General features: G+C 71.7%; 22 protein-coding genes and 1 tRNA gene. 10 read left to right on the forward strand and 13 right to left on the reverse strand.

All coding sequences use genetic code 11. The annotated features are described in order from the left end of the window. Nucleotide 1: 1 nt before the first annotated feature. Nucleotides 2-895 carry a DMT family transporter gene (locus OG611_RS19045; RefSeq protein ID WP_266421519.1) on the reverse strand — a complete coding sequence of 298 codons (894 nt, stop codon included), beginning with the start codon at nt 893-895 and terminating at the stop codon, nt 2-4. 220 nt (nt 896-1,115) lie between these two features. On the opposite strand from OG611_RS19045, the gene OG611_RS19050 reads away from it, so the two are divergent. Further along, complete coding sequence (locus tag OG611_RS19050; RefSeq protein WP_266421521.1) at nt 1,116-2,771, forward strand: FAD-binding dehydrogenase; 1,656 nt, start codon at nt 1,116-1,118, stop codon at nt 2,769-2,771. 179 nt (nt 2,772-2,950) lie between these two features. Here OG611_RS19050 and OG611_RS19055 read toward each other — a convergent pair whose 3' ends face one another. Then, nucleotides 2,951-3,412, reverse strand: coding sequence for an ASCH domain-containing protein (locus tag OG611_RS19055; protein ID WP_266421523.1), 462 nt, complete (start codon nt 3,410-3,412; stop codon nt 2,951-2,953). Nucleotides 3,413-3,628: 216 nt separating this feature from the next. Here OG611_RS19055 and OG611_RS19060 point away from each other — a divergent pair, with 216 nt between their 5' ends. Continuing rightward, nucleotides 3,629-4,294, forward strand: coding sequence for a molybdopterin-dependent oxidoreductase (locus OG611_RS19060; protein ID WP_266426023.1), 666 nt, complete (start codon nt 3,629-3,631; stop codon nt 4,292-4,294). Continuing rightward, nucleotides 4,245-4,925, forward strand: coding sequence for a cytochrome b/b6 domain-containing protein (locus tag OG611_RS19065; RefSeq protein WP_266426026.1), 681 nt, complete (start codon nt 4,245-4,247; stop codon nt 4,923-4,925). Before OG611_RS19060 ends, OG611_RS19065 begins: the two co-directional genes overlap by 50 nt. Here the strand turns inward: OG611_RS19065 and OG611_RS19070 are convergent. Together OG611_RS19070 and OG611_RS19075 are read right to left on the reverse strand one after the other, a co-directional pair. Beyond that, nucleotides 4,914-6,311, reverse strand: coding sequence for a GntP family permease (locus OG611_RS19070; RefSeq protein ID WP_266421525.1), 1,398 nt, complete (start codon nt 6,309-6,311; stop codon nt 4,914-4,916). The two genes, OG611_RS19065 and OG611_RS19070, sit on opposite strands and share 12 nt — an antisense overlap. 11 nt (nt 6,312-6,322) lie before the next feature. Then, the gene (locus tag OG611_RS19075; RefSeq protein ID WP_266421526.1) at nt 6,323-6,832 is read right to left on the reverse strand and encodes a gluconokinase; all 510 of its coding nucleotides are present in this window, start codon (nt 6,830-6,832) and stop codon (nt 6,323-6,325) included. A 144-nt stretch (nt 6,833-6,976) separates the two neighbouring features. On the opposite strand from OG611_RS19075, the gene OG611_RS19080 reads away from it, so the two are divergent. Continuing rightward, a complete protein-coding gene (locus OG611_RS19080; protein ID WP_266421528.1) occupies nt 6,977-7,678 on the forward strand; it encodes a FadR/GntR family transcriptional regulator in 702 nt (233 codons plus the stop codon). Between the two features lie 152 nt (nt 7,679-7,830). Here OG611_RS19080 and phsA read toward each other — a convergent pair whose 3' ends face one another. Continuing rightward, on the reverse strand, nt 7,831-9,726 hold the full coding sequence (phsA, locus tag OG611_RS19085) for an O-aminophenol oxidase PhsA (RefSeq protein ID WP_266426028.1): 1,896 nt from the start codon (nt 9,724-9,726) through the stop codon (nt 7,831-7,833). A gap of 281 nt (nt 9,727-10,007) precedes the next feature. Between phsA and OG611_RS19090 the strand changes: the two genes are divergently transcribed. Then, nucleotides 10,008-11,093: an S-(hydroxymethyl)mycothiol dehydrogenase gene (locus OG611_RS19090; protein ID WP_266421529.1), complete on the forward strand. Its 1,086-nt coding sequence runs from the start codon at nt 10,008-10,010 to the stop codon at nt 11,091-11,093. Next, a complete protein-coding gene (locus OG611_RS19095) occupies nt 11,093-11,722 on the forward strand; it encodes an MBL fold metallo-hydrolase (RefSeq protein WP_266421530.1) in 630 nt (209 codons plus the stop codon). The genes OG611_RS19090 and OG611_RS19095 overlap by 1 nt, the downstream gene beginning before the upstream one ends. A 13-nt stretch (nt 11,723-11,735) precedes the next feature. On the opposite strand, the gene OG611_RS19100 is transcribed toward OG611_RS19095, so the two are convergent. From OG611_RS19100 to OG611_RS19120, 5 genes are all read right to left on the reverse strand, one after another. Next, the gene (locus tag OG611_RS19100) at nt 11,736-12,671 is read right to left on the reverse strand and encodes an RluA family pseudouridine synthase (RefSeq protein WP_266421532.1); all 936 of its coding nucleotides are present in this window, start codon (nt 12,669-12,671) and stop codon (nt 11,736-11,738) included. Between the two features lie 100 nt (nt 12,672-12,771). Next, nucleotides 12,772-14,058 (reverse strand): hypothetical protein, encoded by a 1,287-nt coding sequence (locus OG611_RS19105; protein WP_266421535.1) that lies wholly within the window; start codon nt 14,056-14,058, stop codon nt 12,772-12,774. After that, nucleotides 14,055-15,122, reverse strand: coding sequence for a hypothetical protein (locus tag OG611_RS19110; protein ID WP_266421537.1), 1,068 nt, complete (start codon nt 15,120-15,122; stop codon nt 14,055-14,057). The genes OG611_RS19105 and OG611_RS19110 overlap by 4 nt, the downstream gene beginning before the upstream one ends. Nucleotides 15,123-15,208: 86 nt before the next feature. Continuing rightward, entirely contained in the window at nt 15,209-18,094 is a 2,886-nt protein-coding gene (locus OG611_RS19115) for a glycoside hydrolase family 2 TIM barrel-domain containing protein (RefSeq protein ID WP_266421539.1), read from the reverse strand. Nucleotides 18,095-18,419: 325 nt separating this feature from the next. Next, nucleotides 18,420-18,504: transfer RNA gene (locus OG611_RS19120), tRNA-Leu, on the reverse strand. A gap of 184 nt (nt 18,505-18,688) precedes the next feature. On the opposite strand from OG611_RS19120, the gene OG611_RS19125 reads away from it, so the two are divergent. The 3 genes from OG611_RS19125 (at nt 18,689) to OG611_RS40665 (ending at nt 21,318) form a co-directional block, all read left to right on the forward strand. Further along, the gene (locus OG611_RS19125) at nt 18,689-20,014 is read left to right on the forward strand and encodes a M20/M25/M40 family metallo-hydrolase (protein ID WP_266421542.1); all 1,326 of its coding nucleotides are present in this window, start codon (nt 18,689-18,691) and stop codon (nt 20,012-20,014) included. A 164-nt stretch (nt 20,015-20,178) separates the two neighbouring features. Then, complete coding sequence (locus OG611_RS19130) at nt 20,179-20,412, forward strand: chaplin (protein ID WP_266421544.1); 234 nt, start codon at nt 20,179-20,181, stop codon at nt 20,410-20,412. A gap of 138 nt (nt 20,413-20,550) precedes the next feature. After that, nucleotides 20,551-21,318 (forward strand): chaplin, encoded by a 768-nt coding sequence (locus OG611_RS40665; RefSeq protein WP_323180207.1) that lies wholly within the window; start codon nt 20,551-20,553, stop codon nt 21,316-21,318. Nucleotides 21,319-21,387: 69 nt separating this feature from the next. Here OG611_RS40665 and OG611_RS19145 read toward each other — a convergent pair whose 3' ends face one another. Continuing rightward, the gene (locus OG611_RS19145) at nt 21,388-21,576 is read right to left on the reverse strand and encodes a DUF5703 family protein (protein ID WP_030918345.1); all 189 of its coding nucleotides are present in this window, start codon (nt 21,574-21,576) and stop codon (nt 21,388-21,390) included. Between the two features lie 47 nt (nt 21,577-21,623). On the opposite strand from OG611_RS19145, the gene OG611_RS19150 reads away from it, so the two are divergent. Next, nucleotides 21,624-22,274: a hypothetical protein gene (locus tag OG611_RS19150; protein ID WP_266421553.1), complete on the forward strand. Its 651-nt coding sequence runs from the start codon at nt 21,624-21,626 to the stop codon at nt 22,272-22,274. Nucleotides 22,275-22,368: 94 nt separating this feature from the next. On the opposite strand, the gene OG611_RS19155 is transcribed toward OG611_RS19150, so the two are convergent. Together OG611_RS19155 and OG611_RS19160 are read right to left on the reverse strand one after the other, a co-directional pair. Further along, the gene (locus tag OG611_RS19155) at nt 22,369-24,645 is read right to left on the reverse strand and encodes an ATP-dependent RecD-like DNA helicase (protein ID WP_266421555.1); all 2,277 of its coding nucleotides are present in this window, start codon (nt 24,643-24,645) and stop codon (nt 22,369-22,371) included. Next, the gene (locus OG611_RS19160) at nt 24,642-25,625 is read right to left on the reverse strand and encodes an aldo/keto reductase (protein ID WP_266421557.1); all 984 of its coding nucleotides are present in this window, start codon (nt 25,623-25,625) and stop codon (nt 24,642-24,644) included. The genes OG611_RS19155 and OG611_RS19160 overlap by 4 nt, the downstream gene beginning before the upstream one ends. Nucleotides 25,626-25,705: the final 80 nt, after the last annotated feature.

A 25,705-nucleotide genomic window follows, 5' to 3' on the forward strand; every position in this document is an offset into this window, starting at 1 on the left:
ATCAGTTCGGCTGGAGGCTCTTCTCGCGGCGTCCGCCCACCGGGCCCTCCGGCATCGCCGGATGCAGTCCGAGCAGCACGATCCCGACGACGATCGCGACGAGGCCGACCGCCTGCCAGGCCAGCGCGCCGGTGTCGGTGCGCAGCTGGTCGCCGAGGAAACCGACCCCGCAGGCGATCCCGGCCAGCGGCTGGGCGGCGGTCAGCGGGGGCAGCGAGACGCGGAGCGGGCCCGTCTCGAACGCGCTCTGCACCAGCAGCAGCCCCGTCACCCCCAGCGCCACCACCGCGTACGGCTGCCACGCCGTCACCAGCGCCGCCCACCCGTCGTCGGACAGCCGCTGGCCGCTGACCCGGGTGAGCGCGTCCTGTAGTCCGTACAGCAGTCCGGCCGCCACGGCGAGCAGCGCGGGGGCGACCCCGGACTCGGAGCGTTTGGCGAAGGCGGTCAGCAGCAGCGCGGTGCCCACCACCACGCCGATCACCAGCCAGTGCCGCAGCGGGCTGGTCACCGCCTCGCCGCCCTGCGGCTGGCCCGCCAGCAGAAAGGCGGCGACCCCGCCGGCCAGCAACCAGAGACCGGCCCAGCCCTGATGGCCGAGCCGCTGACCGGTGCGATGGCGTGACAGAGCCATCGCGAAGAGCAGATTGGTCGCGAGGAGGGGTTCGACGACGGACACCTCGCCCTTGCCCAGGGCCAGGGCGCCCAGCACCATGCCGCAGACCATCAGCCCGATCCCGGCCAGCCAGCTCGGCACCCGCATCAGGTCCAGCAGCAGCCGGGGGGAGAGGTAGTCGCTCCTCGGGGCGTGCGAAGCGGCGGCCTGCTGCAGGACGAAGCCGAACCCCAGGCAGCAGGCGGCACTCACGGCGAGCACGAGGACCAGCATCGACACGCTTCTACCTCGAGTCAGGCCAGAAGTGGGTGATTTGTATCGACGATAGCGCTTGCGTCCCGGGGACGCGGCCGGAGCGCGGCCGACCGGGCGGTTGACGCCGCAGCGGCCGGTGCCGAAGATCTGACGCACGAGTAACTTCCGGCTCCGGAGACGGCTCGGAGACGGTTCGGAGCCGGACCGTGGCCGCGACCGGATCGCCCCGACAAGGATGGAACCCATGGCGTACGACGCTGATGTGATCGTTATCGGGGCAGGGCTCGCCGGTCTGGTGGCCACCGCCGAACTGGTCGACGCCGGCCGCTCGGTGATCCTGCTCGACCAGGAGCCCGAGCAGTCGATCGGCGGCCAGGCGCACTGGTCCTTCGGCGGCCTCTTCCTCGTCGACTCGCCCGAGCAGCGCCGGATGCGGATCAAGGACAGTCATGAGCTGGCCCTCCAGGACTGGCTCGGCACGGCGGGCTTCGACCGGAAGGAGGACCACTGGCCGCGGAAGTGGGCCGAGGCGTACGTCGACTTCGCGGCCGGTGAGAAGCGCCCCTGGCTGCACGCCCAGGGGCTGCGGATCTTCCCCGTCGTCGGCTGGGCCGAGCGCGGCGGTTACGACGCGAACGGCCACGGCAACTCCGTACCCCGCTTCCACATCACCTGGGGCACCGGCCCCGGCATCGTCGCCCCCTTCGAGCGCCGGGTGCGCGCGGGCGTCGCCAAGGGGCTCGTGGAGTTCAGGTTCCGTCACCGGGTCACGGGCCTCGGCCGCACCGCGGGCGATGTCGACACGGTGACCGGCGAGGTGCTGGAACCGAGCGCCGCCGCCCGGGGCACCGCGAGCAGCCGCCGGGCGACCGGCACGTTCGAGCTCAGGGCCCAGGCGGTGATCGTCACCTCCGGCGGCATCGGCGGCAACCACGACCTGGTGCGCAAGCAGTGGCCCCGGCGGCTCGGGACCCCGCCCGCGAAGATGCTCTCCGGAGTGCCCGCCCATGTCGACGGGCTCATGCTCGGCATCGCCGAGGAGGCGGGCGCCCACCACATCAACCGCGACCGGATGTGGCACTACACCGAGGGCATCGAGAACTGGAACCCGATCTGGGCCAAGCACGGCATCCGGATCCTGCCCGGACCGTCATCGCTCTGGCTGGACGCCCGCGGCAAGCGGCTGCCGGTCCCGCTCTTCCCGGGCTTCGACACCCTCGGCACCCTCGAACACATCATGAGGTCCGGCCACGACTACACCTGGTTCGTCCTCGACCGGAGGATCATCGGCAAGGAGTTCGCGCTCTCCGGATCCGAGCAGAACCCGGATCTGACCGGAAAGTCGATCCGTGACGTGATCGGCCGGGCCCGAGCCGACGTACCGGCCCCGGTGAAGGCGTTCATGGACCACGGGGTGGACTTCGTCGTCGAGAAGGACCTCGCCGCGCTCGTCCGGGGCATGAACGCGCTCACCGAGGAACCGCTGATCGACGAGGCCGAACTGCGCCGCGAGATCACCGCACGCGACCGTGAGATCGCCAACCCCTTCACCAAGGACCTCCAGATCACCGCGATCCACGGAGCCCGCGCCTATCTCGGCGACAAGCTGATCCGTACGGCGGCGCCGCACCGCATCCTCGACCCCAAGGCCGGCCCGCTGATCGCCGTACGGCTGAACATCCTGACCCGCAAGTCGCTCGGCGGACTGGAGACGGACCTGTCCTCCCGGGTGCTGACCGCGGACGGCACCCCCCTGGCCGGTGTGTACGCGGCGGGGGAGGCGGCCGGTTTCGGCGGCGGCGGGGTGCACGGCTACCGCTCGCTGGAAGGGACCTTCCTCGGCGGCTGCATATTCTCCGGCCGCGCGGCCGGCCGGGCGGCGGCGAAGGCGGTCGGCTAAGGGCTGTCCCGTAATCCCTGGTGGATCGGCGTGCGGCGTCGGATGCGGTGCATCGCAAGGCGGAGGGACGCCCGGATACTGGATGTATTCGGGCGTTCCGACAACGCGGCGAGGTGCCGTGGCTGTCGTCGCACGCCCGCCAGGGATTACGGGACAGTTCTTAGGCCGACAGGGCCTGGCTAGAGCGTGTCGTCCGGAGCGGGCGCCCCCACGGCGCGGTCCAGCAGCTCGACGACCCGGAACCGTTCGGCGACGACCATGGTGTCGTCGTCGACGGTGAACGCCGGGTCGCCGAGCGCTTCCCGCATCTCCTCGCCGTGCCAGAACTTCTCGTGCCCCGCGCGCCACTCGGCGACCGACGTGTCGCCCTCGCCCTCGTCGATCACATGCTGGAGGTCCACGTCGCCGAGGCGCAGCACCCGTACCTCCGTCACCTCCAGCACCGCGGTCTCGCGGCCGTCCGAGTCGATCAGCACGGACCGCTCACCCACCGGAGGCAGCTCCTCCTTCTCCGCCTCGTACTCCGCGAGCAGCCCGGTCGTCGACACCTTCGTGCCGGCGAGCACCGCCCGCACCAGCTGATCGCGCAGCGGTCCGGGGAAGGCGAGCAGAAAGGGCTTGAGGGGTTCACGGTTCGACATGGCGCCAAGTCTGGCATGTCCCCCGGGGTGCGGTGCCGGGGCGTGCGCCCGGCCGGGGCTGTCAACTGTGCGCAGGGCGAGCGGAGTTGGGGGCGGGTCCGGGCAGGTGGCCCGCGGCCCCTGGCGGCCGGCGGCGCCGACTGGTCGAATGGCCGGGTGAACAGTCGCCCTCCCGACGCCGAAGGCGCCCCCGTGGGCCGCCGTCTCGTCCTGGCCATGCTCGGTCTGGGCGCAGCCGGGGTCGTCGCGGCGCCCGTGCTGCAACGCACGCTGGAATCCGGCCTGGGCGCCGTCGCGGACAAGGACCCCACCGGACTGACCGGCCTGCTCCCCAACGGCGGCGGCTTCCGCTACTACTCCGTCGCCTCCTCCGTACCGAAGAGGAGCGCGGACGACTACCGGCTGACCGTCGACGGCCTCGTCGACCACCCGGACACGTACACCCTGGCCGACCTGAAGGGCCTGCCGCAGACCCGCCTGGTCCGTGATGTCCAGTGCGTCACCGGCTGGCGGGTGCCCGGGACACCGTTCGAAGGGGTGCGGCTCTCCGCGCTGCTGGACGCGGCGGGCGTACGGGCCGGGGCGAAGGCCGTCCGCTTCACCTGCTTCGACGGCGCCTACAGTGAGAGCCTCACGCTCGCGCAGGCGCGCCGCGCCGACGTGCTGGTCGCGCTGCGCCTGCGGGACCGGCCGCTGACCCACTCGCACGGCGGGCCGGTCCGGCTCTACGTGGCCCCGATGTACTTCTACAAGTCGGCGAAATGGCTCTCCGGGATCACCGTCACCGACTCCGTGCGCCCCGGCTACTGGGAGGAGCTCGGCTATGACGTCGATGCCTGGGTCGGCCGGTCCAACGGCCGTGACGACGCCCCCACCGCCTGAGCGCGTCCAGCGCTTCACCGGCGCGGAGCGCTGGGTGCACCGGACCACGGCGACGCTGATGCTGGTGTGCGTGGCGGGCGCGGCCTGCCTGTACGTACCCCAGCTCGCCGAGCTCGTCGGCCGTCGCCGTCTCGTGGTCACCGTGCACGAGTGGTCCGGGGTGCTGACCCCGGCACCCTTCCTGGCCGGTCTGCTGTCCCGGGCGTTCCGGGCCGATCTGTCCCGGCTCAACCGCTTCGGGCCGCACGACCGGCGGTGGCTGCGGGCCGTGTGCCGCCGCGACCGCCGGCCGGGGGCCCGCCCGGCCGGGAAGTTCAACGCCGGGCAGAAGTTGTACGCGTCATGGATCGCGGGCGCGACGCTGGTGATGACGGGCACCGGGGTACTTATGTGGTTCACCGGCCTCGCGCCGCTGCTGTGGCGCACGAGCGCCACCTTCGTCCACGACTGGCTGGCGCTCGCCATCGGGATCGTGCTGGCCGGGCACATGGCAATGGCGCTCGCCGACCCGGAGGCACGCCGTGGCATGCGCACCGGGTCGGTCGAGCGCCATTGGGCACGGTCACAGCATGCGCTGTGGGGGGAGGACCGTGCGGGCGGCAGGTCGCCGGGACAGGCCCTAGACGACTAGCGAAAGCAGCAGGATGAAGGCCAGCGAGACCACGGAGATGATGGTCTCCATCACCGACCAGGTCTTCACCGTCTGGCCGACGTCCATGCCGAAGTACTCCTTCACCAGCCAGAACCCGGCGTCATTGACATGGCTGAAGAAGAGCGAGCCCGCGCCGACGGCGAGGACCAGCAGAGCGGCGTGGGACGTCGACATGTCGGCGGCCAGCGGGGCGACCAGACCGGCCGCCGAGATGGTGGCCACGGTCGCCGAACCGGTCGCGAGCCGGATCGCGACGGCGATCAGCCAGCCCAGCAGCAGCGCCGGGATCGACCAGTCCTTGGAGAAGTCCAGGATCATCTGGCCCACGCCGGCGTCGATGAGGGTCTGCTTGAACCCGCCGCCCGCGCCCACGATGAGCAGCACACCGGCGATCGGGGCAAGGGACTTCTCGACGGTGGTGGAGAGCCGGCCCTTGGAGAAACCGGCCGCCCGGCCCAGCGTGAACATGCCGACTATGACGGCCGCGAGGAGCGCGATCAGCGGCGAGCCGATCACATCGGTGACCTTCTGGAGGCTCTGCTCCGGGTCGTCCACGACGATGTCGACCAGGGCCTTGATCAGCATCAGCACGACCGGCAGCAGGATGGTCGCCAGGGTGGCGCCGAAGCTGGGACGACGGTCGAGATCCTCCGAGGGGCGCTGCGGAATCATCTTCTCCGGAGCCTTGATGTCCACCCAGCGCGCCGCGTAGCGGGAGAAGACCGGCCCCGCGATGATCACGGTCGGGATCGCGACCAGCACACCCAGCGCCAGCGTGACACCGAGGTTGGCGCCGAGGGCGTCGATCGCCACCAGCGGGCCGGGGTGCGGCGGGATCAGACCGTGCATCACGGAGAGACCGGCCAGCGCCGGGATGCCGATCCGCATCAGGGAGAAGTTGCCGCGCTTCGCGACGAGCAGCACCACCGGGATCAGCAGCACGATGCCGACCTCGAAGAAGAGCGGCAGGCCGATGATCGAGGCGATCAGGACCATCGCCCACGGCATGGAGCGCCTGCTCGCCTTCGCGAGGATGGTGTCGACGATCTGGTCCGCGCCACCGGAGTCGGCCAGCAGCTTGCCGAGGATCGCGCCGAGCGCGATGAGCACACCGACACCCGCGACGGTCGAGCCGAGGCCGGCGGTGAAGCTCGCGATCGTCTTGGCCGGGGCGGCACCGGCGAACGAGCCGAGCGCCAGCGAGCCGATGGTCAGCGCGAGGAACGCGTGCATCTTGAACTTGGTGATGAGCAGAACGATGACGGCGATGCCCGCCAGAACGGCGATACCCAACTGCGCGTTGCCTGCCGAAGTGATCGGTTCGACGGCGTCCGCTGCCAACATCTCGACGCTGAGACTGGTCACGGTGGTGATCCTTAGTTATCGAGCCGGCGCAACGCGGCGACGGCTCGCTGGGTGATTTCTTCGGGGGTGCCGGACACATCGACCGAGACGCCGGCCTCGTCCTCCCGCAGCGGCTGGAGGGTGGCGAACTGCGAGTCGAGCAGCGCGGTGGGCATGAAGTGCCCCTTGCGCTCCGCCATGCGTGCCTCGATCAGAGCCCGGTCGCCGGTCAGGTGGAGGAAGACCGCGCCGGGTGCCTCGGCGCGCAGCCGGTCCCGGTAGGCCCGCTTGAGCGCCGAGCTGCTCACCACTCCGCCGAGCTCCGCCCGGCCGTGCGCCCACTGACCGATCGCGTCGAGCCAGGGCCACCGGTCGGAGTCGTCCAGCGGGGTGCCGGCCGACATCTTGGCGATGTTCGTCGCGGGATGGAAGTCATCGCCCTCTGCGTATGGAACGCCGAGTTCGGCGGCGAGCAGGGGGCCGATCGTGGTCTTGCCGGTCCCTGCTACGCCCATCACCACGATGACGTGGGGGGTGCTCATTGGTGGTGCCTCGCAGTCTTGTTCGACGTCTTCCTCGACATCGGTCCGTCGCGCTACTGAAACCTATACGTACGACTTATTCAAGATGCTGTGACGTAAACGTCGTACTTTTTGTTCCTGAAGGCTGCCCCGTAGGCTGTGCTCATGACCACACGGGGCCCTGGGCTGCATACACATGTGCTGGACACCCTGGGTCTGGAGATCGCCGCGGGGGAGCACCGGCCGGGGCAGGTCCTGCGCACCGATGAGCTGGCCCAGCGCTTCGACGTCTCGCGCACCGTCGTACGCGAAGTGATCCGCGTCCTGGAGTCCATGCACCTGGTCGAGTCCCGGCGCCGGGTCGGCGTGACCGTGCGGCCGACCGAGGCGTGGAACGTCTACGACCCGCAGGTCATCCGGTGGCGGCTGGCCGGCGCCGACCGCCCGCGCCAGCTGCGCTCCCTGACCGTGCTGCGTTCGGCGATCGAACCCGTCGCGGCCGGCCTCGCCGCCCGCAACGCCACCCCGGAGCAGTGCGCGGCCCTCACCGAGTGCGCGCTCGGCATGGTCGCCACCTCGCGAGGCCAGCAGCTGGAGGGCTATCTGGAGCACGACATCGCGTTCCACCGGATCGTGCTCAACGCCTCCGGCAACGAGATGTTCGCGCGGCTCGGTGACGTCGTCGCCGAGGTCCTGGCGGGCCGCACCCACCACCAGGTGATGTTCGAGGACCCGGACCCGGCCGCGGTCACCCTCCACGTCCGGCTCGCCGAGGCGGTGCGCGAGGGCGACGCCGTGGAGGCGGAGCGGCTGACGAAGGAGATCGCGGTGGGCGCCCTGCACGAGTTGGACGTCCTCGCCCCCTGAGACCCGTGCCGCGGCACCATCCTGCGGACGTACGTCGGCGGCAGGCGGGTCCACGAGGCCTGAGACCCGCGGCGGCCCCCGCGGAACGATCGACGCTGTTGGTTAATTCGTCAACGATCCCGCGGGGGCCGCCGGTCCGAGCAGTCGGAAGGTCAGCCGCTGTGCCCGTGGTGGCCGCCGTGCCCGGCGCCGTGGTCGAACTTCACCGCCTCGGGCGGCATCACGACGAACGGCCGCATCATGCCCATGTCCTCGTGCTCCAGCAGATGGCAGTGGTACATGAAGCGCCCGTACGCCCCGTCGAACTTCCCGAGCACCTTCACCAACTGCCCCGGGGGCACCCGGAAGACGTCCTTCCAGCCCTGTTCGTTCGGTGCCGTCGGGACCGTGGTGCCGTGGTCGAACGCCACGGGGGAGCGGGTTCCGCCGATCGCCGGATCGAAGCCGTCGAGCTTGTACGCCTCCCGGCCCATCACCTGGAAGTCCGCCAGATGGATGTGCATCGGATGCGTCGGTCCGCCCAGGTTGAGGAACGACCACTGCTCGTAGGCGCCCTCGCCCACCGTGAAGCCGAGACCGTCGTTGAAGGTCCGCGAGATCCTGCGGTACGTGCGCACCGTGCCGTCCTCGCCCCGGACCTGGACGACACCGTCCGACGGTACCTGGACCCCGGCGGGGTCCTCGACCTCCGCCATCTCCCAGATCTCCGGGTGACCGCCGCCGCCGACCGTGCCGGGCACCGTCAGCACCACGAGCCGGTGCCCGTGCTCCACCTGACCGTGCTCGTACCGCCGGAACGAACCGGACAGCACCTCGGGCAGCTCGAAACCGTCCCGCTGCCCCGTCTCCCGTACCCGGAACTCCATCACCTGCGGGAACGGCACGTTCGCCGCCGGGTCGGGCACCCCCGGCGCGAGCCCGCCGCGGTTGACCAGCCGGACCCGGCGGCCGGCCAGCGCCGAGAAGTCGATCAGCAGATCCATCCGCTCGGCCGGGGCGATCGTCAGCCGTGGCAGCACCTCGTCGAAGTCGACCGGCACCGGGCGCGGCAGCAGCCCGCCGTCACTGCCGATCTGCCGGATCACGCCCGGCACCGGGTTGTTCTCCTCGTCGACCAGCACCAGATCGTAGATCCGCGCATTGGACGCGTTGACGAGCCGGAAGCGGTACCAGGCGTCGTCCACGTCCAGATGCGGCCAGATACGGCCGTTGACCGTGGTGTACGGGCCGAGGAACGGCAGCGACACCGGCTTCCCGGTCTCCGGATCGGCCTCGGTGATCACCGTCGTCTTGTGCAGCAGCCGCCCGTTGAGCCGGCCGTCCGCGTCGGTGTCCAGGTTGCGGTCGGCGAGGATCAGCGGCAATTCCCGGTCGCCGGACGGCAGGCCGAGCGCGTCCTCCTCGTCGTCCCTGATCAGGTACGTGCCGACGAGTCCGGCGTACACGTTCCACCGGGTGATGTTCATGGCATGGTCGTGGTACCACCACTGGGTGGCCTGGTGGTCGTTCGGGTACTCCGACAGCTGCGCGTCGCCGAAGCCGACCGCGTTGTCCGCCCAGCCGTCGTTGCCGCCACCGGTCTGCGCGCCGTGCAGATGCGTCACCGTCCAGGCGGGCAGCGCGGCGACGTCCGCGTTCGGCTCGACGCCGTCGCGGCCGGGACGGTTGTGCGGTGCCGGTTCGCCCTGCTTGACCGGACCGACCTCCACCGCCGTGACCGGGTACTCGCTGCCCCTGGGGATGCGGTTGGTCCAGGCGATCCTGATCCGCTCCCCGCGCCGCACCTCGATGGTCGGACCCGGCACCGTGCCGTCGTACCCCCACATCAGGGTCGGCGGCAGCTGCGCGTGCAGTCGCACCCAGGTGGGGGACAGGGCGATCTCGGTCTCGCGGAGCACGTCCCCGCTCTGCGGGCGGAGCACCGGCGGGACGGGCAACGCGTCGGTGTACGGCACGAGTCCGCCGACCGGTGCCCCGAGCGCGGCAGTATCGGGAGCCGGACCCGGCTCGTCGGTCCGCTGACTGATCTTCTCCGTGGTCTCAGCGATCTCGGTCAAGGTTCTTCCCCCATGATCCGTATTTCCACTGCTGGTGGACCACGCGACCCCTGCCCCCGCAGGTATTGGTCCGGCGGCCCCTGTGTATCAAAGGACCGCCTGGAGACCGCCGACGTTCAGCGATGTGCATCATCTGACCGAAAGCGGTACATCCCACTGGGTGGAGGGCAGCCGTTTCCCGCCAACGCGGCGCGCCGCCGTGACACCCTCACGGGGCGTACGGTTGTTCGTGTTCGATCTTCGTACATAGACGGAAACAGGGAGACCACGGTATGTCGCAGCAGGTGCAAGGGGTCATCGCACCGGGGAAGAACGAGCCGGTACGGATCGAGACGATCGTGATCCCGGACCCGGGCCCCGGCGAGGCCGTGGTGAAGATCCAGGCGTGCGGCGTCTGCCACACCGATCTCCACTACAAGCAGGGCGGCATCAACGACGACTTCCCCTTCCTGCTCGGCCACGAGGCCTCGGGAGTGGTGGAGTCCGTCGGCGAGGGCGTCACGGACGTCGCGCCCGGCGACTTCGTCGTCCTCAACTGGCGTGCCGTGTGCGGGCAGTGCCGCGCGTGTCTGCGTGGCCGCCCCTGGTACTGCTTCGACACCCACAACGCGAAGCAGAAGATGACGCTCCTCGACGGCACGGAGCTGTCGCCGGCCCTCGGCATCGGCGCGTTCGCCGAGAAGACCCTGGTCGCCGCCGGTCAGTGCACCAAGGTCGACCCGGAGGTCTCCCCGGCCGTCGCCGGGCTGCTCGGCTGCGGCGTGATGGCGGGCATCGGCGCCGCCATCAACACCGGACAGGTCGGCCGCGGCGACTCGGTCGCCGTGATCGGCTGCGGCGGTGTCGGTGACGCGGCGATCGCCGGGGCCAGGCTGGCCGGCGCGGCGAAGATCATCGCCGTGGACATCGACGACCGCAAGCTGGAGACGGCGAAGACGATGGGCGCCACGCACACCGTCAACTCCCGCTCCTCCGACCCGGTCGAGGCGATCCGCTCCCTGACCGGCGGCAACGGCGCGGACGTGGTCATCGAGGCGGTCGGCCGCCCGGAGACGTACAAGCAGGCCTTCTACGCCCGCGACCTCGCCGGCACCGTCGTCCTGGTCGGCGTCCCCACCCCGGAGATGCAGCTGGAGCTGCCGCTCCTCGACGTCTTCGGCCGCGGCGGTTCGCTCAAGTCCTCCTGGTACGGCGACTGCCTGCCCTCGCGCGACTTCCCGATGCTGATCGACCTGCACCAGCAGGGGCGGATCGACCTCGGCGCGTTCGTCACCGAGACCATCGGACTCGGCGACGTCGAGCAGGCCTTCGCCCGGATGCACGACGGCGACGTGCTGCGCTCGGTGGTGGTCCTCTGATGGCCGCCCGCATCGACCACCTCGTCACCTCCGGCACCTTCGCCCTCGACGGCGGGGAGTGGGACGTCGACAACAACGTCTGGATCGTCGGCGACGACACCGAGGCGATCGTCATCGACGCCGCCCATGACGCCGCCGCCATCGAGGACGCGCTGAACGGCCGTACGCTGCGCGCCATCGTCTGCACGCACGCGCACAACGACCACATCGACGCGGCCCCGGCCCTCGCCGACGCCACCGGTGCGCCGATCCTGCTGCACCCCGACGACCTGCCGCTGTGGAAGCAGACCCACCCGGACCGCCTCCCGGACGGCGAACTGGCCGACGGCCAGGAGCTGGAGATCGCCGGAACGACGCTCAGGGTCCTGCACACCCCCGGCCACGCCCCGGGCGCCGTCTGCCTGTACGCCCCCGAACCGGCCACCGTCTTCACCGGGGACACGCTCTTCAGGGGCGGGCCCGGCGCCACCGGACGGTCCTTCTCCCACTTCCCGACCATCGTCGCGTCGATCAGGGACCGGCTGCTCGCACTCCCGCCGGAGACCACCGTCCGTACCGGACACGGCGATTCCACCACCATCGGCGCGGAGGCCCCGCACCTGGACGAGTGGATCGCCCGCGGTCACTGATGACCGCCGGCGTTCACCGGTCCGGCCACGCGGAGAGCCGCAGCCCGCTCTCGAAGCGGCGCGGATCGCCGGTGACCGGATCGGTGAACTCCAGTACCCGGGCGAGGAGTTGGAGCGGGCGGGAGAAGTCGTCCGGAGCTCCTTCCGCCTCGACCACCGGATAGACCGGGTCGTGGACGAGCGGCAGCCCCAAGCCGTTCATATGGACCCGCAGCTGATGGGTCCGCCCGGTGGCGGGCAGCAACCGGTAGCGGCCGAGCCCCTCCCGGTGCTCCAGCAGCTCGATCCGGCTCTCGCTGTTCGGCTCGCCCGGCCCCTCATGGGCGGCGATGACCCCGCGTTCCTTCACGATCCGGCTGCGCACGGTCCGCGGCAGGACCAGTGCGGGATCGTACGGCGCCACCGCCTCGTACTCCTTGCGCACCAGGCGGTCCCGGAACATCGTCTGGTACGCGCCCCGCTCCCCGGGCCGTACGACGAACAGGACGAGGCCCGCGGTGAGCCGGTCCAGCCGGTGCGCCGGCTGCAACTGAGGCAGATCCAGCTCGCGGCGCAGCCGGGCCACCGCGGTCTCGGTGATGTGCCGGCCGCGCGGCGTCGTCGCCAGGAAGTGCGGCTTGTCGGCGACGACGAGATGCTCGTCGCGGTGGACCACACCGACCGGGAACGGCACCGGGTCCTCCGGCGCGAAATCCCGGTGGAACCAGATGTACCGGCCCGCGGTGTACGGCTCGTCGGCGGACACCGGGCCCTGTACGGAGACGAACCGGCCCTCGGCGAACATGGCGTCCACCCGCCGCGCCCCGATCGCGTCCGCGAACCGCGCCAGCAGATGGTCACGTACCGTCGGCCACGCCCCGTCCGGATCCTCGGGGAGCCGCAGCCGGACCGGATCGATCCCGTCCCGCTGCGGCAGCGGCGCCGACGGGGGCTTCGCACGCCCCCTCATCGGGGAACGCCGACCACTGCGGCGGTGCTCATGGTGCCGGCTCCTCGCTCTGTCGCCCGGGGTGTCCGCAAAAGTATCGCCGGTTGCCGGCCCGGTGCTGTCAGGAGCCCGGCAGCGTCACCTTCTCCGGACCGCAGCCGATGCGCTCGGCCTCGGCGGCGACATAGCCGGGCAGCAGCTCACGGGCGAGACCGGCGACCGAGTGCTCCGTGTGGTCCAGCTGCTCCACCACGAAGACCACCGGACCGGTCTGGCAGCTCGCCCGGTAGACGGCCCGGGTCCCGTCGATGGAGCCGGAGCCCTTGGAGCCCTTGACGGACAGACCGGTCCTGAGCGTGCCCGAGGAGAAGATCTCGGACAGTGCCGCGTCGGTGACCGTCGTCAGCCGCACGGCGGGGTTGTAGGAGCCGCCGGCCTCGCAGACCCGGGCGGGCCCGCCGTCGCCACCGACGCGCGTGCGGGTCAGATCCTTTCGGTGCGCCTCGGGAAGCGTGAAGCCCTTGGCGCCGCAGAAGGCATCGGCGTCCGTCTCCTTCCGCTCCATCGGGGCGGGCAGGGTGCGCGGTGTCCGGTACGTACCGGAGCAGCCGAAGTCGCGGATGACCCCGTTGGTGGCCTCCACCACCGCACGGGTCAGCGCCGCGCGGTCCTCCCGCTCGTAGTCCGACGCGAGATCGAGTCCGGTCGGCCCCATGGCGATGTCCACCACGGTGGGGCCGGTGAACTCGTCCCGCCCGGTGCAGCTCTGCGGCAGCGCCAGCCAGGCGCGCGACGACGAGGACAGCCCCGGCAGCCCGTCGCCGAGCGGGACCATGCCGGCCGTGAGGAACTCCGCGGGCCAGTCGCGCCCGTCCGTGCCCCTCAGACCGTCCAGCCGGTGCACCCGCAGGGTCACCTGGCGGCGGGCCCTGTCGTCCTTGTAACTGGTGATGCGGCACTGCCCGTACGAGTCGCCCCGGCCGACCGGATCGGCCTGGAGGGTCTGCTCCTCGACCTCGGTCCTGCGGTCACCGAAGAGGTCCGACATGGCCGAGTCGCCGAGCGAGTCCCAGCAGGGGGCGGGGCCGACCAGCGGCAGCGTGCCCGTGCGCCAGGCCACCGCACCGGCGCCGAGCAGCGCACCGGCCAGCCCGGCGGCGGTGACGGCACGGGCGGTACGGCTGCGCAGCAGACGGCGCAGCACCGGAACGCGCGCGGGGGCGGGTTCCGGCTGCGCGGACGGGTCCTGCTCGGGCCCCTGTTCCTGCGCCCCGTCCTCGGGGCCGTGCTCCTGCGTCCGCTTCCCGGGCTCGTGCTTCTGCGTCCCGTCCCCGGGATCCGTCGTGTTCCCGCCGTCCGCTGCCGTCACTGCCGCTGCCCCGTTCTCTCCGGCGTCCTCGTCGCTCATGCGCCCTCACCGGTCCCGCAACCGATGCGCCTGCTCACGGACTCGGTGAAGTGCGTGAACACCTTCCGGTCGTCCGGCCGGCCCGCACCCTCCAGCCCTGAGCCGAGGTTCGCGTAGAACACCGTCCGCCGCCCGTCGCACTCGGTGCGCACGAGCCCGTTGCCGACGCCCTCGGGAAGGCCCTCGAACAGCGCGACCAGGCGCGGTTCGGCCGCCATCACGTACTGCGCCGCCGGCTCGTCGGGCAGCCCCCGCGCGCGCCACACCACCGAACACGTCTGGAGCCGTTCGTCGACCACGCCCACCTGCTGCCGGTAGCCGTAGCCCCGGCCGAGGTCGAGCGTCACACCGGGTATCCGGCACAGCGGACTCCGGGCACTCTCCGTGTCCCCGGGGACCGTCACGAAGGGCGAGGTCGTGCGCAGTGGCTTCTCCGGAGCGCAACCGGCCTTCCGCATACCGGTGTTCGCCGCGTCCAGCAGCATCCGGGTGACCGCGGACCGGGTGCCGATCGTGAACGGCATGGTGACCTTGCCCAGATGGCCGTCACCGGTGCTCCCGCTCCGGATGGTCACCGCGGACGGCCTGCCGTCCACATCGCAGGCCTCGGGCAGGACCAGCATGGCCCGGTCCCCGGCGACCAGTCCGTCGAGACCGTCGGGCAGCCGTGCCCCCGAGCCGTCGAAGTACCGCGCGATCCAGGCGCGGTGGTCCTCGGCCCCGGCGGGGACCGGACCGTACTCGACGGTGACCTGCTCCTTGAAGGAGAGCGGCTCGTCCGAGTCGTCGTCCGGGACCGTCGAGGTCACCGTGACCGTGCAACTGGCGTGGTGACGGCCGGCCGAGGGCGGCGCGGACTCGGTCGCGCTCCGCTCGGAGCCGGACTTGGCGAGCCCGTCGTCACCCAGGAAGGCCGCACCGCTGTTCTGCTCCCACGCCCCCCAGCAGTAGCTGTCCCGGAACGGCCAACTGTCCGTCGCCCACAGCCCGATGCCGGAGACGAGCACCGTCCCGGCGACCGCCCCGGCCAGTATCGCTCCGCGCCGTCCGCGCCTGCCGCCCATCACATGCCCCCCGCGAAGAACCAAGATCGCGCAAAGCCCCGATGGTACGTCGTCGCTCCCGGAGCGCGGATCGGGCTCCTGCGCCGTCAGCCCAGCGGCGTGAACACGAAGGAGAACTCCGCGGCCCGCGCGTCGAGCCGGTACTCCGGCAGCACGCCCGGCCCGCACGACCGGGAACCGATGCCCTGCACCGCGTGATCCAGATTGACCCAGACGGTCTCGCCGGCCCGCAGCCCCGGCCGGTGCTCCGCCGCGTCCAGCTGCTCGCTCGTCCACCGCCGCGCGGTGAACCAGAACGGCGCACCCCCCTCGGCCCGCACCCCCGCACCGCTGCCGTCCGTCAGCTCGGCCCACCGGACGTCGGCCCGCGCACCGTTCTCCTGGGGCCGCACGTACGGCGTCTGCATCGCGTCCACCGACATCCGCCACCGGCCGAGCACCGAGGCGGCCCGGGTGTCCGGGTACGCCTCACCGGGCCCGCCGCCGAACCACCGCGCCGAGCCGTACGCGGCGGGCAGCCCGAACCGGATGCCCAGCCGGGGCAGCGGCACCCGCCACTCGCCCTCCGGCACCACGGACACGGTCAGCCCCAGCCGCTCCCCGCCGGCCGTCCACCGGTACGCGGTACGCAGCCCCAGCCCGACCCCGGCCGGCGCCACCCGGGTCCGTACGAGCAGCGAGTCCTCGCCGGCCTCGACCGCATCGGTCCGGTGAAGCATCCGGTGCAGTCCGGACTCCCGCCACCGCACCCCGTACCGTTCGTCCGGCTGCCACGCCGCACCGTTGTCGTTGTCGGTGGGCGCCCGCCACACATCCAGCCGAAACTCCTCCACCGGCACTGCCCCCAGCCGCACCGGCGCCCCGGTCGCCGCGTCGAAGACCCCGGGCCCGAGGGTGATCAGCCCCTCGCCCCGCTCCGGCCGCTCACCCACCGCGGCGGCGGGGACGACGGCCGGGCCCGTCTCCGTCTGCCCCCACGCGACCACATGCCCGCGTTCGCCCCAGTCGGTGTCCCGGGCGAGTACCGCCCGTACGGTCCACACCCCGGCACCGTCCATCGGCAGCCGCACCCCGGCCGACGCACCGGGTGCGAGCTCCGGCACATCGAACACACCGGATCCGACGGGCTCGCCGTCCACCTCGTGCGACCACGCGAAGTCCAGGTGCGCCAGTCCCGAGAAGTCGTACCCGTTGGTGATCCGGACCGAGTCCGCTCCGGGCACGGCATCGATCCGCACCGGCTCGACGACCTTCTTGTACTCGATCAGCCCGGGGGAGGGGGTGCGATCGGGGAAGATCAGTCCGTCGCAGACGAAGTTGGAGTCGTGCGGCTCCTCGCCGAAGTCCCCGCCGTACGCGAAGCCGTGCTCGGGGTGGGCGATGCCGTGATCGATCCACTCCCAGACGAAGCCGCCCTGGCAGCGCTCGTACCGCTCGAACAGCCGCTGGTACTCGGAGAGTCCGCCCGGACCGTTGCCCATCGCATGCGCGTACTCGCACATCAGGAACGGCATCGCACGCCGCCGCGCGTCCGACTCCGGGTCGGCCGACGGCTCCTCCGCCCGGCGGCCGATCAGCTCGACCTCGGCGTGCGCCGGGTACATCCGCGAGTACAGGTCGACGTCCCGGCAGGAGGGATCGCCCTCGTAGTGCACCAGCCGCTCCGGATCCCGTCCCCGGATCCACTCGGCCATCGCGCTCAGCCCGCGCCCCGTCCCGCACTCGTTGCCGAGCGACCAGATGATCACCGACGCGTGGTTCTTGTCGCGCTCCACCATCCGCGCCGCCCGGTCGAGCAGTGCCGGGGTCCACCGCTCGTCGTCCACCGGGTTGCCGCGCCACTCCTGCCCGGCGAAGCCATGCGTCTCCAGGTCGCACTCGTCGATCACCCAGAGCCCCACTTCGTCGCAGAGATCGAGAAAGGCGGGATGCGGCGGATAGTGGCTGGTCCGCACGGCGTTGATGTTGTGCTGCTTCATCAGCACCAGATCGCGCCGCATGGTCGCCGCGTCCACGGTCCGCCCGGTCTCCGGATGGAACTCGTGCCGGTTCACCCCGCGGAAGAGCACCCGGCGCCCGTTGACCTCGATGAGCCCGTCCTCGACCACGACGCTCCGGAACCCCACCCGCAGCCCGATCCGTTCCCCGGACGTCACCAGCTCCCCGTCGTAGAGCCGGGGCGTCTCGGCCGTCCACGGCTCGACCGCGACGGTCACCGCCTCGCCCGTCGCGACATCGACACCCAGCTCGGGCACCAGGACCCGCCCCTCGGCCCCCGCGCACTCCACCCGCAGTGTCCCGGACCCGTCGCGATGGTCGTACCCGGCGTGCACGAAGAAGTCCCGGGGCGCACCCCGCGGCCGCTCCAGCAGGGTCACGTCCCGGAAGATTCCGGGCAGCCACCACTGGTCCTGGTCCTCCAGATAACTCCCCGAGGACCACTGGTGCACCCGCACGGCCAGCACATTGCCCTCGGCCCGCAGCAGCCCGCCGACGGCGAACTCGTGCGGCAGCCGTGACCCCTTGAAGGCGCCCAGCTCCCGGCCGTTGAGCCAGACCCGGGCGCAGGACTCCACCCCGTCGAACCGCAGCACCACGTCCCCGTCCCCGGCCCATCCGGCGGGCAGGTCGAAGGTCCGCAGATGGTCCCCGGTCGGATTCGCGGCCGGCACCCTCGGCGGATCGACGGGGAAGGGGTACACCACGTTCGTGTAGGCGGGAGCCCCGCCGAGGCCCTGGAGCACCCAGTGCCCGGGAACCTCGACCGTCGCCCACTCCGAGGCGTCGAACCCGGGGCGCGCGAACGACTCGTCCCGGGTGGCGGCGCCCGGTGAGAGCCGGAAGAGCCACTCCCCGTTCAGCGGCATCCGCCCGGCGTCCGACCCCGCGTACCAGGCTCGCGGCTCCAGCCCGCCAGATCCGGGACCCATGTCCTCGTACCAGGTCAGGGTGGGCGTGCGGGTGCGGTTCATGGGACTCCTCGCTCGGCAAAGCCTCCGTGCTGCTGGAGCCTCGGACGCTAAGGGCTGTCCCGTAATCCCTGGCGGGCGTGCGACGACAGCTACGGCACCTCGCCGCGTTGTCGAAACGCCCGAATACATCCAGTATTCGGGCGTCCCTCCGCCTTGCGATGCACCGCATCTGACGCCGCACGCTGATCCACCGGGGATTACGGGACAGCCCTTAGCGAGGGATGAACCGATTCAACAAGGGTGCCCGGCCGTACGGCCGGTCCGCGCCGCACGGGCCGCAACGCAAAATGCCGATCAGGATTTCTCCTGATCGGCACTTGCTCGGTGTCCGAGGGGGGACTTGAACCCCCACGCCCGATAAAGGGCACTAGCACCTCAAGCTAGCGCGTCTGCCATTCCGCCACCCGGACAAGGTGTCTGTCTCGCGGGCTCCGGCCCGTTCCGACGTGGAAAACAATAGCAAACATTCGGGGGTGCTCGATCACGCCCAGGACTGTGTGAAGGGCGCATGACGAGGGGTGGGTGCCCTTGGGCGTGCGGGCCCGGCGCGGGAGGATGAGGGGGAGCACCGCAGCGACAGTGGAAGGAAGCAGCGTGAGCGAGACCAACACGGCTTGGACCGGCTCCGGCGAGGACGAGGTCGTGGACCTCTGTCGTGAGCTGATCCGGATCGACACCAGCAACTACGGGGACCATTCGGGACCGGGGGAGCGGGGCGCGGCCGAGTACGTCGCGGAGAAGCTCGCCGAGGTCGGGCTGGAGCCGCAGATCTTCGAGTCCCACAAGGGTCGTGCCTCGACCGTGGCGCGGATCGAGGGCGAGGACCCGTCCAGGCCCGCGCTGCTGATCCACGGGCACACCGACGTGGTTCCGGCCAATGCCCACGACTGGACGCACCACCCGTTCTCGGGCGAGGTCGCGGACGGCTGCGTGTGGGGCCGCGGCGCGGTCGACATGAAGGACATGGACGCGATGACCCTCGCGGTCGTCCGCGACCGGATGCGCAGCGGCCGCAAGCCCCCGCGCGACATCGTGCTGGCCTTCGTCGCGGACGAGGAGGCGGGCGGTACGTACGGCGCGCGGTACCTCGTGGACAAGCACCCCGGCCTCTTCGAGGGGGTCACCGAGGCGATCGGCGAGGTCGGCGGCTTCTCCTTCACGGTGAACGAGAAGCTGCGGCTCTACCTCGTGGAGACGGCCCAGAAGGGCATGCACTGGATGCGGCTCACCGTGGACGGCACCGCCGGCCACGGCTCGATGACCAACGACGACAACGCGATCACCGAGCTCTGCGAGGCGGTCGGCCGGCTCGGGCGGCACAAGTGGCCGGTCCGGGTGACCAAGACCGTACGGTCCTTCCTCGACGAGCTGTCGGACGCGCTCGGCACCCCGCTCGACCCGGAGGACATGGATGCCACGCTCGCCAAGCTGGGCGGCATCGCCAAGATGGTCGGCGCCACGCTCCGCAACTCCGCCGCGCCCACCATGCTCGGCGCCGGTTACAAGGTGAACGTCATCCCCGGCCAGGCCATCGCCCATGTCGACGGCCGTTTCCTGCCCGGCTTCGAGGACGAGTTCCTGGCCGATCTGGACCGGATCCTCGGCCCGCGCGTGAAGCGCGAGGACGTGCACGGCGACAAGGCGCTGGAGACCAGCTTCGACGGCTCGCTCGTCGACGCCATGCAGATCGCCCTGAAGGCGGAGGACCCGATCGCCCGTGCCGTGCCCTACATGCTCTCCGGCGGCACCGACGCCAAGTCCTTCGACGACCTGGGCATCCGCTGCTTCGGATTCGCCCCGCTGAAGCTGCCGCCGGAGCTCGACTTCGCGGGCATGTTCCACGGTGTGGACGAGCGTGTACCGGTGGACGGTCTGAAGTTCGGCGTGCGGGTGCTCGACCGCTTCATTGACAACTCCTGACTCCTTGCCGGATTTCCGCCGACTTTCCGCACCAACAATCGCCAGCGTGTGCGTATTTGACCGGAACGAGTGAAAGGGGCGATACGCTCGTAGCTCGATTACTTCTTCCTCGTTACAAGTGATGCGGTCCGCGGCTGGGACCGCATTGCCAACTAGGAGGAATAATGATCAAGAAGGTCGTCGCTGCTGCGGCTGTCACTGGTGGTCTGGTGCTCGCGGGTGCGGGCATGGCCGTCGCGGACTCCGGTGCCCAGGGCGCCGGAGTCGGCAGCCCCGGCGTGATCTCGGGCAACACCATTCAGGCGCCCGTCCACGTGCCGGTGAACGCGTGCGGTGACACGGTCTCCGCGATCGGGCTGCTGAACCCCGCCTTCGGCAACCCCTGCTTCAACGCCTGACGTTGTGCGTCAACCCGTAAGGGTTTGAACCCGGTCGGCCCCGAAGTGCACGCCATGCACTCCGGGGCTGCTGGGTACTCCGCCCCCGCACGGTCAAGTCCGGGGGTTTTCCGGAAGGTAGAAGGCAGGAAACAACCTATGCGACAGGTCACGCGTAAAGGCCTGATCACCATGGCGGCAGCGGGCGGCGTGCTCGCGCTGAGTGGCGGCTACGCGCACGCGGACGCGGGAGCGTCCGGCGAGGCGACGAATTCCCCGGGGGTGCTGTCAGGGAATTCGGTACAGATCCCGGTCCACGTACCGGTCAACGTGTGCGGCAACTCCGTGGACGTCGTGGCGCTGCTCAACCCGGCGTTCGGCAACACTTGCGGAAACGGTTCGCAGGACGACTCCCAGGGCAAGCACGCCTCCGGCAGTCACGTCTCCGGCGACCTGACCCAGGCGAGCCGACCCGGCGCGGGCAAGCACCGGGCCCCGATCGGCGGCGGGTCGACGGCCCAGGGCGTCGCGAAGGGCTCGCCGGGAGTGCTGTCCGGCAACAACATCCAGGTGCCCATCGACATCCCCGTGAACGCCTGCGGGAACAGTGTCACCATCGGCGGTCTGCTCAACCCCACTTTCGGCAACGACTGCGGGAACAGCACGGACGTCGTCACGCCGCCGCCGGTCACCCCGGTCACCCCGGTCACCCCGGTCACCCCGGTCACCCCGGTCACCCCGGTCACCGAGCACAAGCCCCCGGCGCCGGAGAAGCCGGTCGTGCCCAACGTGCCCGAGGAGCAGAACGTCCCGCAGCTCGCCCACACCGGAGCGGGCGGGCTCGACCTACTGATCCCGGCGAGCGCGGGTCTGCTGCTGGCGGGTGCGGGCATGGTGTTCTACCGCCGTGCCCGGATGTCCGCCTAGCGGACCGGGGCGGCGACGCAAGCACGACGAAGGGGGGGCGGGTCCCGCGACTGCGGGGCCCGCCCCGTCTCACCAGGTGGCTCGGAGCTGGCGGATGATCCGTCGGCGCAGGCGCACCCTGCGGCTGCCGTCGCGGCGCAGCGTCAGCCGGTCCAACTCCCAGTGACCGTACTCGGCATGGTCGGTCAGCAGGCGGGCCGTCTCCTTCCGGGACACCCCGCGCGGTACGTACACATCGACAAATTCGTATTCCGGCATCGCATCTATTGTGCGGGCAGAGCCCGTGTACGGATAGCGTCTGCACTATGTCTGATGCTGCGCAGCCCACCGCTGCCGAGGTACGCGCCGCCGCCGAGGCGGTCAAAGCCGCGCTCGACCACCACCTCGAGGCGGTCGAACGCCGGACCGGGGACGACGACGTGGCCGTCTATGACGCGTTCAACGCACTGGCCGCTGCCGCCGAGTTCTACGACGAACTGCTCTACGACCGGTACGACGAAGTCACCCCTTTCGAGATCCCGGGTGCGGAGGATTCGCTGCCGCCGTACACCGGCCCCGAGGAGCCGAACGCACTCAGTCTGCTGATCCGGCGCGACTACGCGGTGGTGGAGCCGCCGAGGCTGCTCGCACAGGCCCAGCGGATCGCCGACCTCGATCAGGGCGAACGCGGCGGAAGCGCCGCGGTCGTCGGCTCCAGCGTCCACGCGGCGCTCGGAGTGCTCTTCGGGGAGTACGAACCCGACGAGATCGCTTCCCGGCACACGGAGTTCGGCCTGGAGGAGGGCGACTCCACGCTCTGGGTCACGGCCGCCGAGGAGCTCCCCGAGGCGGGGGAGTGGCTCGGCGCGCCCTTCGACGACGCCGATCCGCAGCTGGTGGTCTGCCGCTTCGACGTCAGCGCCGTCTTCGACGAGGACGAACCGGACGAGGAACCGGCCCGCCTCGACCCCGTCTGACCCGTGCCGCCCGCCGGCGGACGGCTCCTGATCCGCCGGCCGGACGGGCTCGACACCGAGCCCGTCCGGTGCGGGCGTCGCCGGCGGGACCCGGTCAGCGGACCGGGGTCTCCAGCAGGGTGCGCAGGCGCGTCGTGCGGTCCTGGGCCGGGGACTGGGCGACCGCGCGCGGGAGCGCCTGGTCCACCCCGTGCACCACGGACAGATGCCGCTCCCCGCGGCTGAAGGCGGTGTACACCCAGGAGCGGCTCAGCCCCTGGACTGCGTCGCCCGGCAGCACGACGACCACTGCGGGCCACCGCATCCCGGCCGCCTGGTGGGCGCTGAGGGCCCAGCCATGGCGCACGGAGGATTCCACCCGCTCCTGGGCCACGACGACCTCCGTGCCCGCGCAGTCCAGACGCAGGCCCTCGGCGTCGGCCGAGACGGCCACCGCGGGCACGACCCTGCCGGGCGCCGGGACGTGGACGACGCGGTCGCCCGGGTCGAAGCCGCCGAACCGCCCCGGCCCGGGGTTGAGCCGCTGCTTCAGCGCCGCGTTCAGCGCCCGGGTGCCCGCCGAGCCGCCGTGGCCGACGGTGATCACCTGGGTGTCGGACGACGGCACGCCGATGGCGCGCGGCACCGAGTCGGCCACCAGCTGCACGGTGCGGTGCACCGCCTCGCCCGCATCGCGTACGGGGACGATCACCACTTCCCTGCCGGGCGCCTCGACCTGGTTGAGCTCGCCGATGCCGATGCCGGAGACCAGCTCGCCGATCGGTCCCGGATCCGGTGTGCGGGAGACGACCTGCGGGCAGGCGCGGGCCGCGAGCACATCCGCGAACACCCTTCCCGCACCGGCCGAACCCAGCACACCCGGATCACCGCTGAGCACCAGGCGGGTGCCGTCGGCCAGGGACTCGACCAGGATCGCGGCGGTCTCGACGTCCAGCTGCGGGGCGTCCAGCACGACGAGCAGGTCGACGGCGATCGCCCCCTCCTCGTCCCGCCCCGGGCCCTGCTCGCCCGAGAGCAGACCGGCGAGGGTGACGGCCGTCTCCGGATCGCCGGTCGCCTCGGCCAGCCGTCGCCTGCCGTCGGCGCTGTGCGTGGTGCCCAGGGCGCGCAGCCCGAGGCCGCGGGCCGCGGTGATCAGGGCGGCGGGCTCGGCCCTGGCGGCCTCGCCCCCGGTGTGCGCCACGAGGCCGTGGGCCGCGACCGTGCGGATCAGCTCGGCTGCCGACGGGGAGCCCGCGGCCGAGGCCGCCTCCGCCCAGTCGGCGTCCTTCTCGCAGGCGTTGACCAGCCGGGCCAGGCCGTCGGCGAGGCTCTCCTCGGCGAGTGCGTAGCGGTCGAGGCCGAGCAGCACCTGCACCGGTTCCTGCCCGGCGTCCGGGCCGGCCTCCTCGTTGGGTTCCGCGGGTGCTTCGGACTCCTGGTCGTCCTGGTCCTCCGGGCCGTCCTGGAAGACCAGGACGACTCCCTCGGCGACGGCGTGTTGCACGGCCGCGTCGGGGTCGGCCACCGAACGCTCGGCGAGCGCCGCCCGTACCTCCGAGGCATCCAGCGCCGTGTGGCCGCGGAGCGCGGCCCGTTCCAGCAGCCAGCCCACCAGGGCGGCGGTCCGCCGCTCGTCGTCCGGGCCGCACTCGGCGCCGAGCAGGGCCCGCGCGAATCCGTCCGCCTGCTCCGGTCCTACTCCCGGCACGGCCAGCAGCTGCCAGGGGTCGGCGCGCAGGGCGTCGGCCGCCTGCGCCCCGAGGGTCTCGGCCGCCGGTCCCGCCAGCGCCGCCGGAGCCCCGCCCCCGGCCAGTACGGCGGCGGTCGCGGCCACGGCCTCGGGCGGGGCGCCCTGCGGCGCCCGTGCCGGTTCGGGGGCTCGCGGGCGGGCCGGGGCGGGCGCGGGTGCGGTCCGGCGGGGGGCGGCGGGTGCGGGCGAGTCGAAGAACGAGGTGGCGGGCTGCTCGCCGCTCTCCACCGCGCGCACGGCCGCCAGCAGGTCGGCCGCCTTGCCGCTCAGCTTCGCCCCGGCGGCGATGGGGCCTTCCTTCTCGGCCTTGCGCTTCTCGATCCGCTCCCGGAGCTCACGCTGGGCGGCGAGCTCGGCCTCGGCCTCGGAGAGCGGTGCGGGGGCGGCGTCCGCCCCGTCCCCGTCCCCGGCCCCGTCCCCGGTGTCGTCGGCGGTGTCCGTTCCGCTGTCCGTCGTGTCGTCCCGGTCGTCCGTCTCCGCTCCGTCCCCGGCGTCGTCGGCCGTCGGCGATCCCTCGTCCGCGGCGTGCCCCTCGTCCCCGGCGGACGGGGAGGGCACGGCGGCGGAGGGGGTCGCGACGACGCCGTCGTCGTCGGCGGCCGGGGAGCCGGGGGTTTCCCCCCGGGGAAGCGCAGTCACAGCGTGCTCCAGTCCTGGTCGGGATAGCGGTGCACGGGCGCCGACACGTCGTCGAGCGCCTGGCAGATCTCGTCAGGAAGACTAAGCGCCTCCACTGACAATGCCTCCGTGAGCTGCTGCGCGTTGCGCGCGCCGACGATCGGGGCCACCACTCCGGGTCGGTCCCGGACCCAGGCGAGAGCCACCTGGAGCGGCGTCGTGGCCAGGCCGTCCGCCGCCGTCGCCACCGCGTCCACCACGCGGCTCGCCGGCTCGTCGAGATACGGCTCGACGAACGGAGCCAGCAGCTCCGAGGCGCCACGCGAGTCCGCCGGAGTGCCCGACCGGTACTTCCCGGTGAGGACCCCACGGCCCAGCGGGGAGGAGGGCAGCAGCCCGACGCCGAGATCGAGGGCGGCGGGCAGCACCTCGCGTTCCACGCCCCGCTGCAACAGCGAGTACTCCATCTGCGTGCTCGCCAGCCGGGTGCGCACCCCGGGCGAGGCGAGCTGCCAGGTCGCCGCCTTGGCCAGCTGCCAGCCGCAGAAGTTCGACACCCCCGCGTAGCGGGCGCGTCCGCTGGACACCGCCATGTCCAGCGCCTGAAGGGTCTCGTCCAGCGGAGTCACCGGGTCGAAGGCGTGGATCTGCCACAGATCCACGTGGTCCGTGCCGAGCCGTTCCAGGGAGGCGTCCAGCGCGGCCAGCAGATGCCCGCGCGAGCCGTCGAACCGGCGGTACGGATCGGCCACGCTGCCGGCCTTCGTCGCGATGACCAGATCGCGCCGTGGCACCAGGCCGTCGACGAGCTGCCCGAGCAGATATTCGGCCTCCCCGCCGCCGTACACATCGGCCGTGTCGACCAGCGTGCCGCCCGCTTCCCAGAAGGCTTTCAGCTGTTCGGCAGCGTCGTGATCATCGGTGTCCCGGCCCCAGGTGAGGGTGCCGAGCCCGATCCGGGACACTCGAAGGCCGGTGCGGCCGAGATGCCTCTGCTCCATGGGGGCTGAGATTACTGGCCAGAACCCCACTCGGCGGAAGCCTGTGGACAACCCGGCGTCAAGTCGCCCCTGCCGGATCC

The organism is Streptomyces sp. NBC_01363 (assembly GCF_026340595.1).
Classification (GTDB): Bacteria; Actinomycetota; Actinomycetes; order Streptomycetales; family Streptomycetaceae; genus Streptomyces.

Excerpts from the sequence above, each read along its gene's own strand:
- OG611_RS19050 (WP_266421521.1), top strand. The coding sequence starts at position 1,116 with ATGGCGTACGACGCTGATGTGATCGTTATCGGGGCAGGGCTCGCCGGT.
- OG611_RS19055 (WP_266421523.1), bottom strand. The coding sequence starts at position 3,412 with ATGTCGAACCGTGAACCCCTCAAGCCCTTTCTGCTCGCCTTCCCCGGA.
- OG611_RS19060 (WP_266426023.1), top strand. The coding sequence starts at position 3,629 with ATGCTCGGTCTGGGCGCAGCCGGGGTCGTCGCGGCGCCCGTGCTGCAA.
- OG611_RS19065 (WP_266426026.1), top strand. The coding sequence starts at position 4,245 with ATGCCTGGGTCGGCCGGTCCAACGGCCGTGACGACGCCCCCACCGCCT.
- OG611_RS19075 (WP_266421526.1), bottom strand. The coding sequence starts at position 6,832 with ATGAGCACCCCCCACGTCATCGTGGTGATGGGCGTAGCAGGGACCGGC.
- OG611_RS19080 (WP_266421528.1), top strand. The coding sequence starts at position 6,977 with ATGACCACACGGGGCCCTGGGCTGCATACACATGTGCTGGACACCCTG.
- OG611_RS19090 (WP_266421529.1), top strand. The coding sequence starts at position 10,008 with ATGTCGCAGCAGGTGCAAGGGGTCATCGCACCGGGGAAGAACGAGCCG.
- OG611_RS19095 (WP_266421530.1), top strand. The coding sequence starts at position 11,093 with ATGGCCGCCCGCATCGACCACCTCGTCACCTCCGGCACCTTCGCCCTC.
- OG611_RS19100 (WP_266421532.1), bottom strand. The coding sequence starts at position 12,671 with ATGAGGGGGCGTGCGAAGCCCCCGTCGGCGCCGCTGCCGCAGCGGGAC.
- OG611_RS19105 (WP_266421535.1), bottom strand. The coding sequence starts at position 14,058 with ATGAGCGACGAGGACGCCGGAGAGAACGGGGCAGCGGCAGTGACGGCA.
- OG611_RS19110 (WP_266421537.1), bottom strand. The coding sequence starts at position 15,122 with ATGGGCGGCAGGCGCGGACGGCGCGGAGCGATACTGGCCGGGGCGGTC.
- OG611_RS19115 (WP_266421539.1), bottom strand. The coding sequence starts at position 18,094 with ATGAACCGCACCCGCACGCCCACCCTGACCTGGTACGAGGACATGGGT.
- OG611_RS19130 (WP_266421544.1), top strand. The coding sequence starts at position 20,179 with ATGATCAAGAAGGTCGTCGCTGCTGCGGCTGTCACTGGTGGTCTGGTG.
- OG611_RS40665 (WP_323180207.1), top strand. The coding sequence starts at position 20,551 with ATGCGACAGGTCACGCGTAAAGGCCTGATCACCATGGCGGCAGCGGGC.
- OG611_RS19145 (WP_030918345.1), bottom strand. The coding sequence starts at position 21,576 with ATGCCGGAATACGAATTTGTCGATGTGTACGTACCGCGCGGGGTGTCC.
- OG611_RS19150 (WP_266421553.1), top strand. The coding sequence starts at position 21,624 with ATGTCTGATGCTGCGCAGCCCACCGCTGCCGAGGTACGCGCCGCCGCC.
- OG611_RS19160 (WP_266421557.1), bottom strand. The coding sequence starts at position 25,625 with ATGGAGCAGAGGCATCTCGGCCGCACCGGCCTTCGAGTGTCCCGGATC.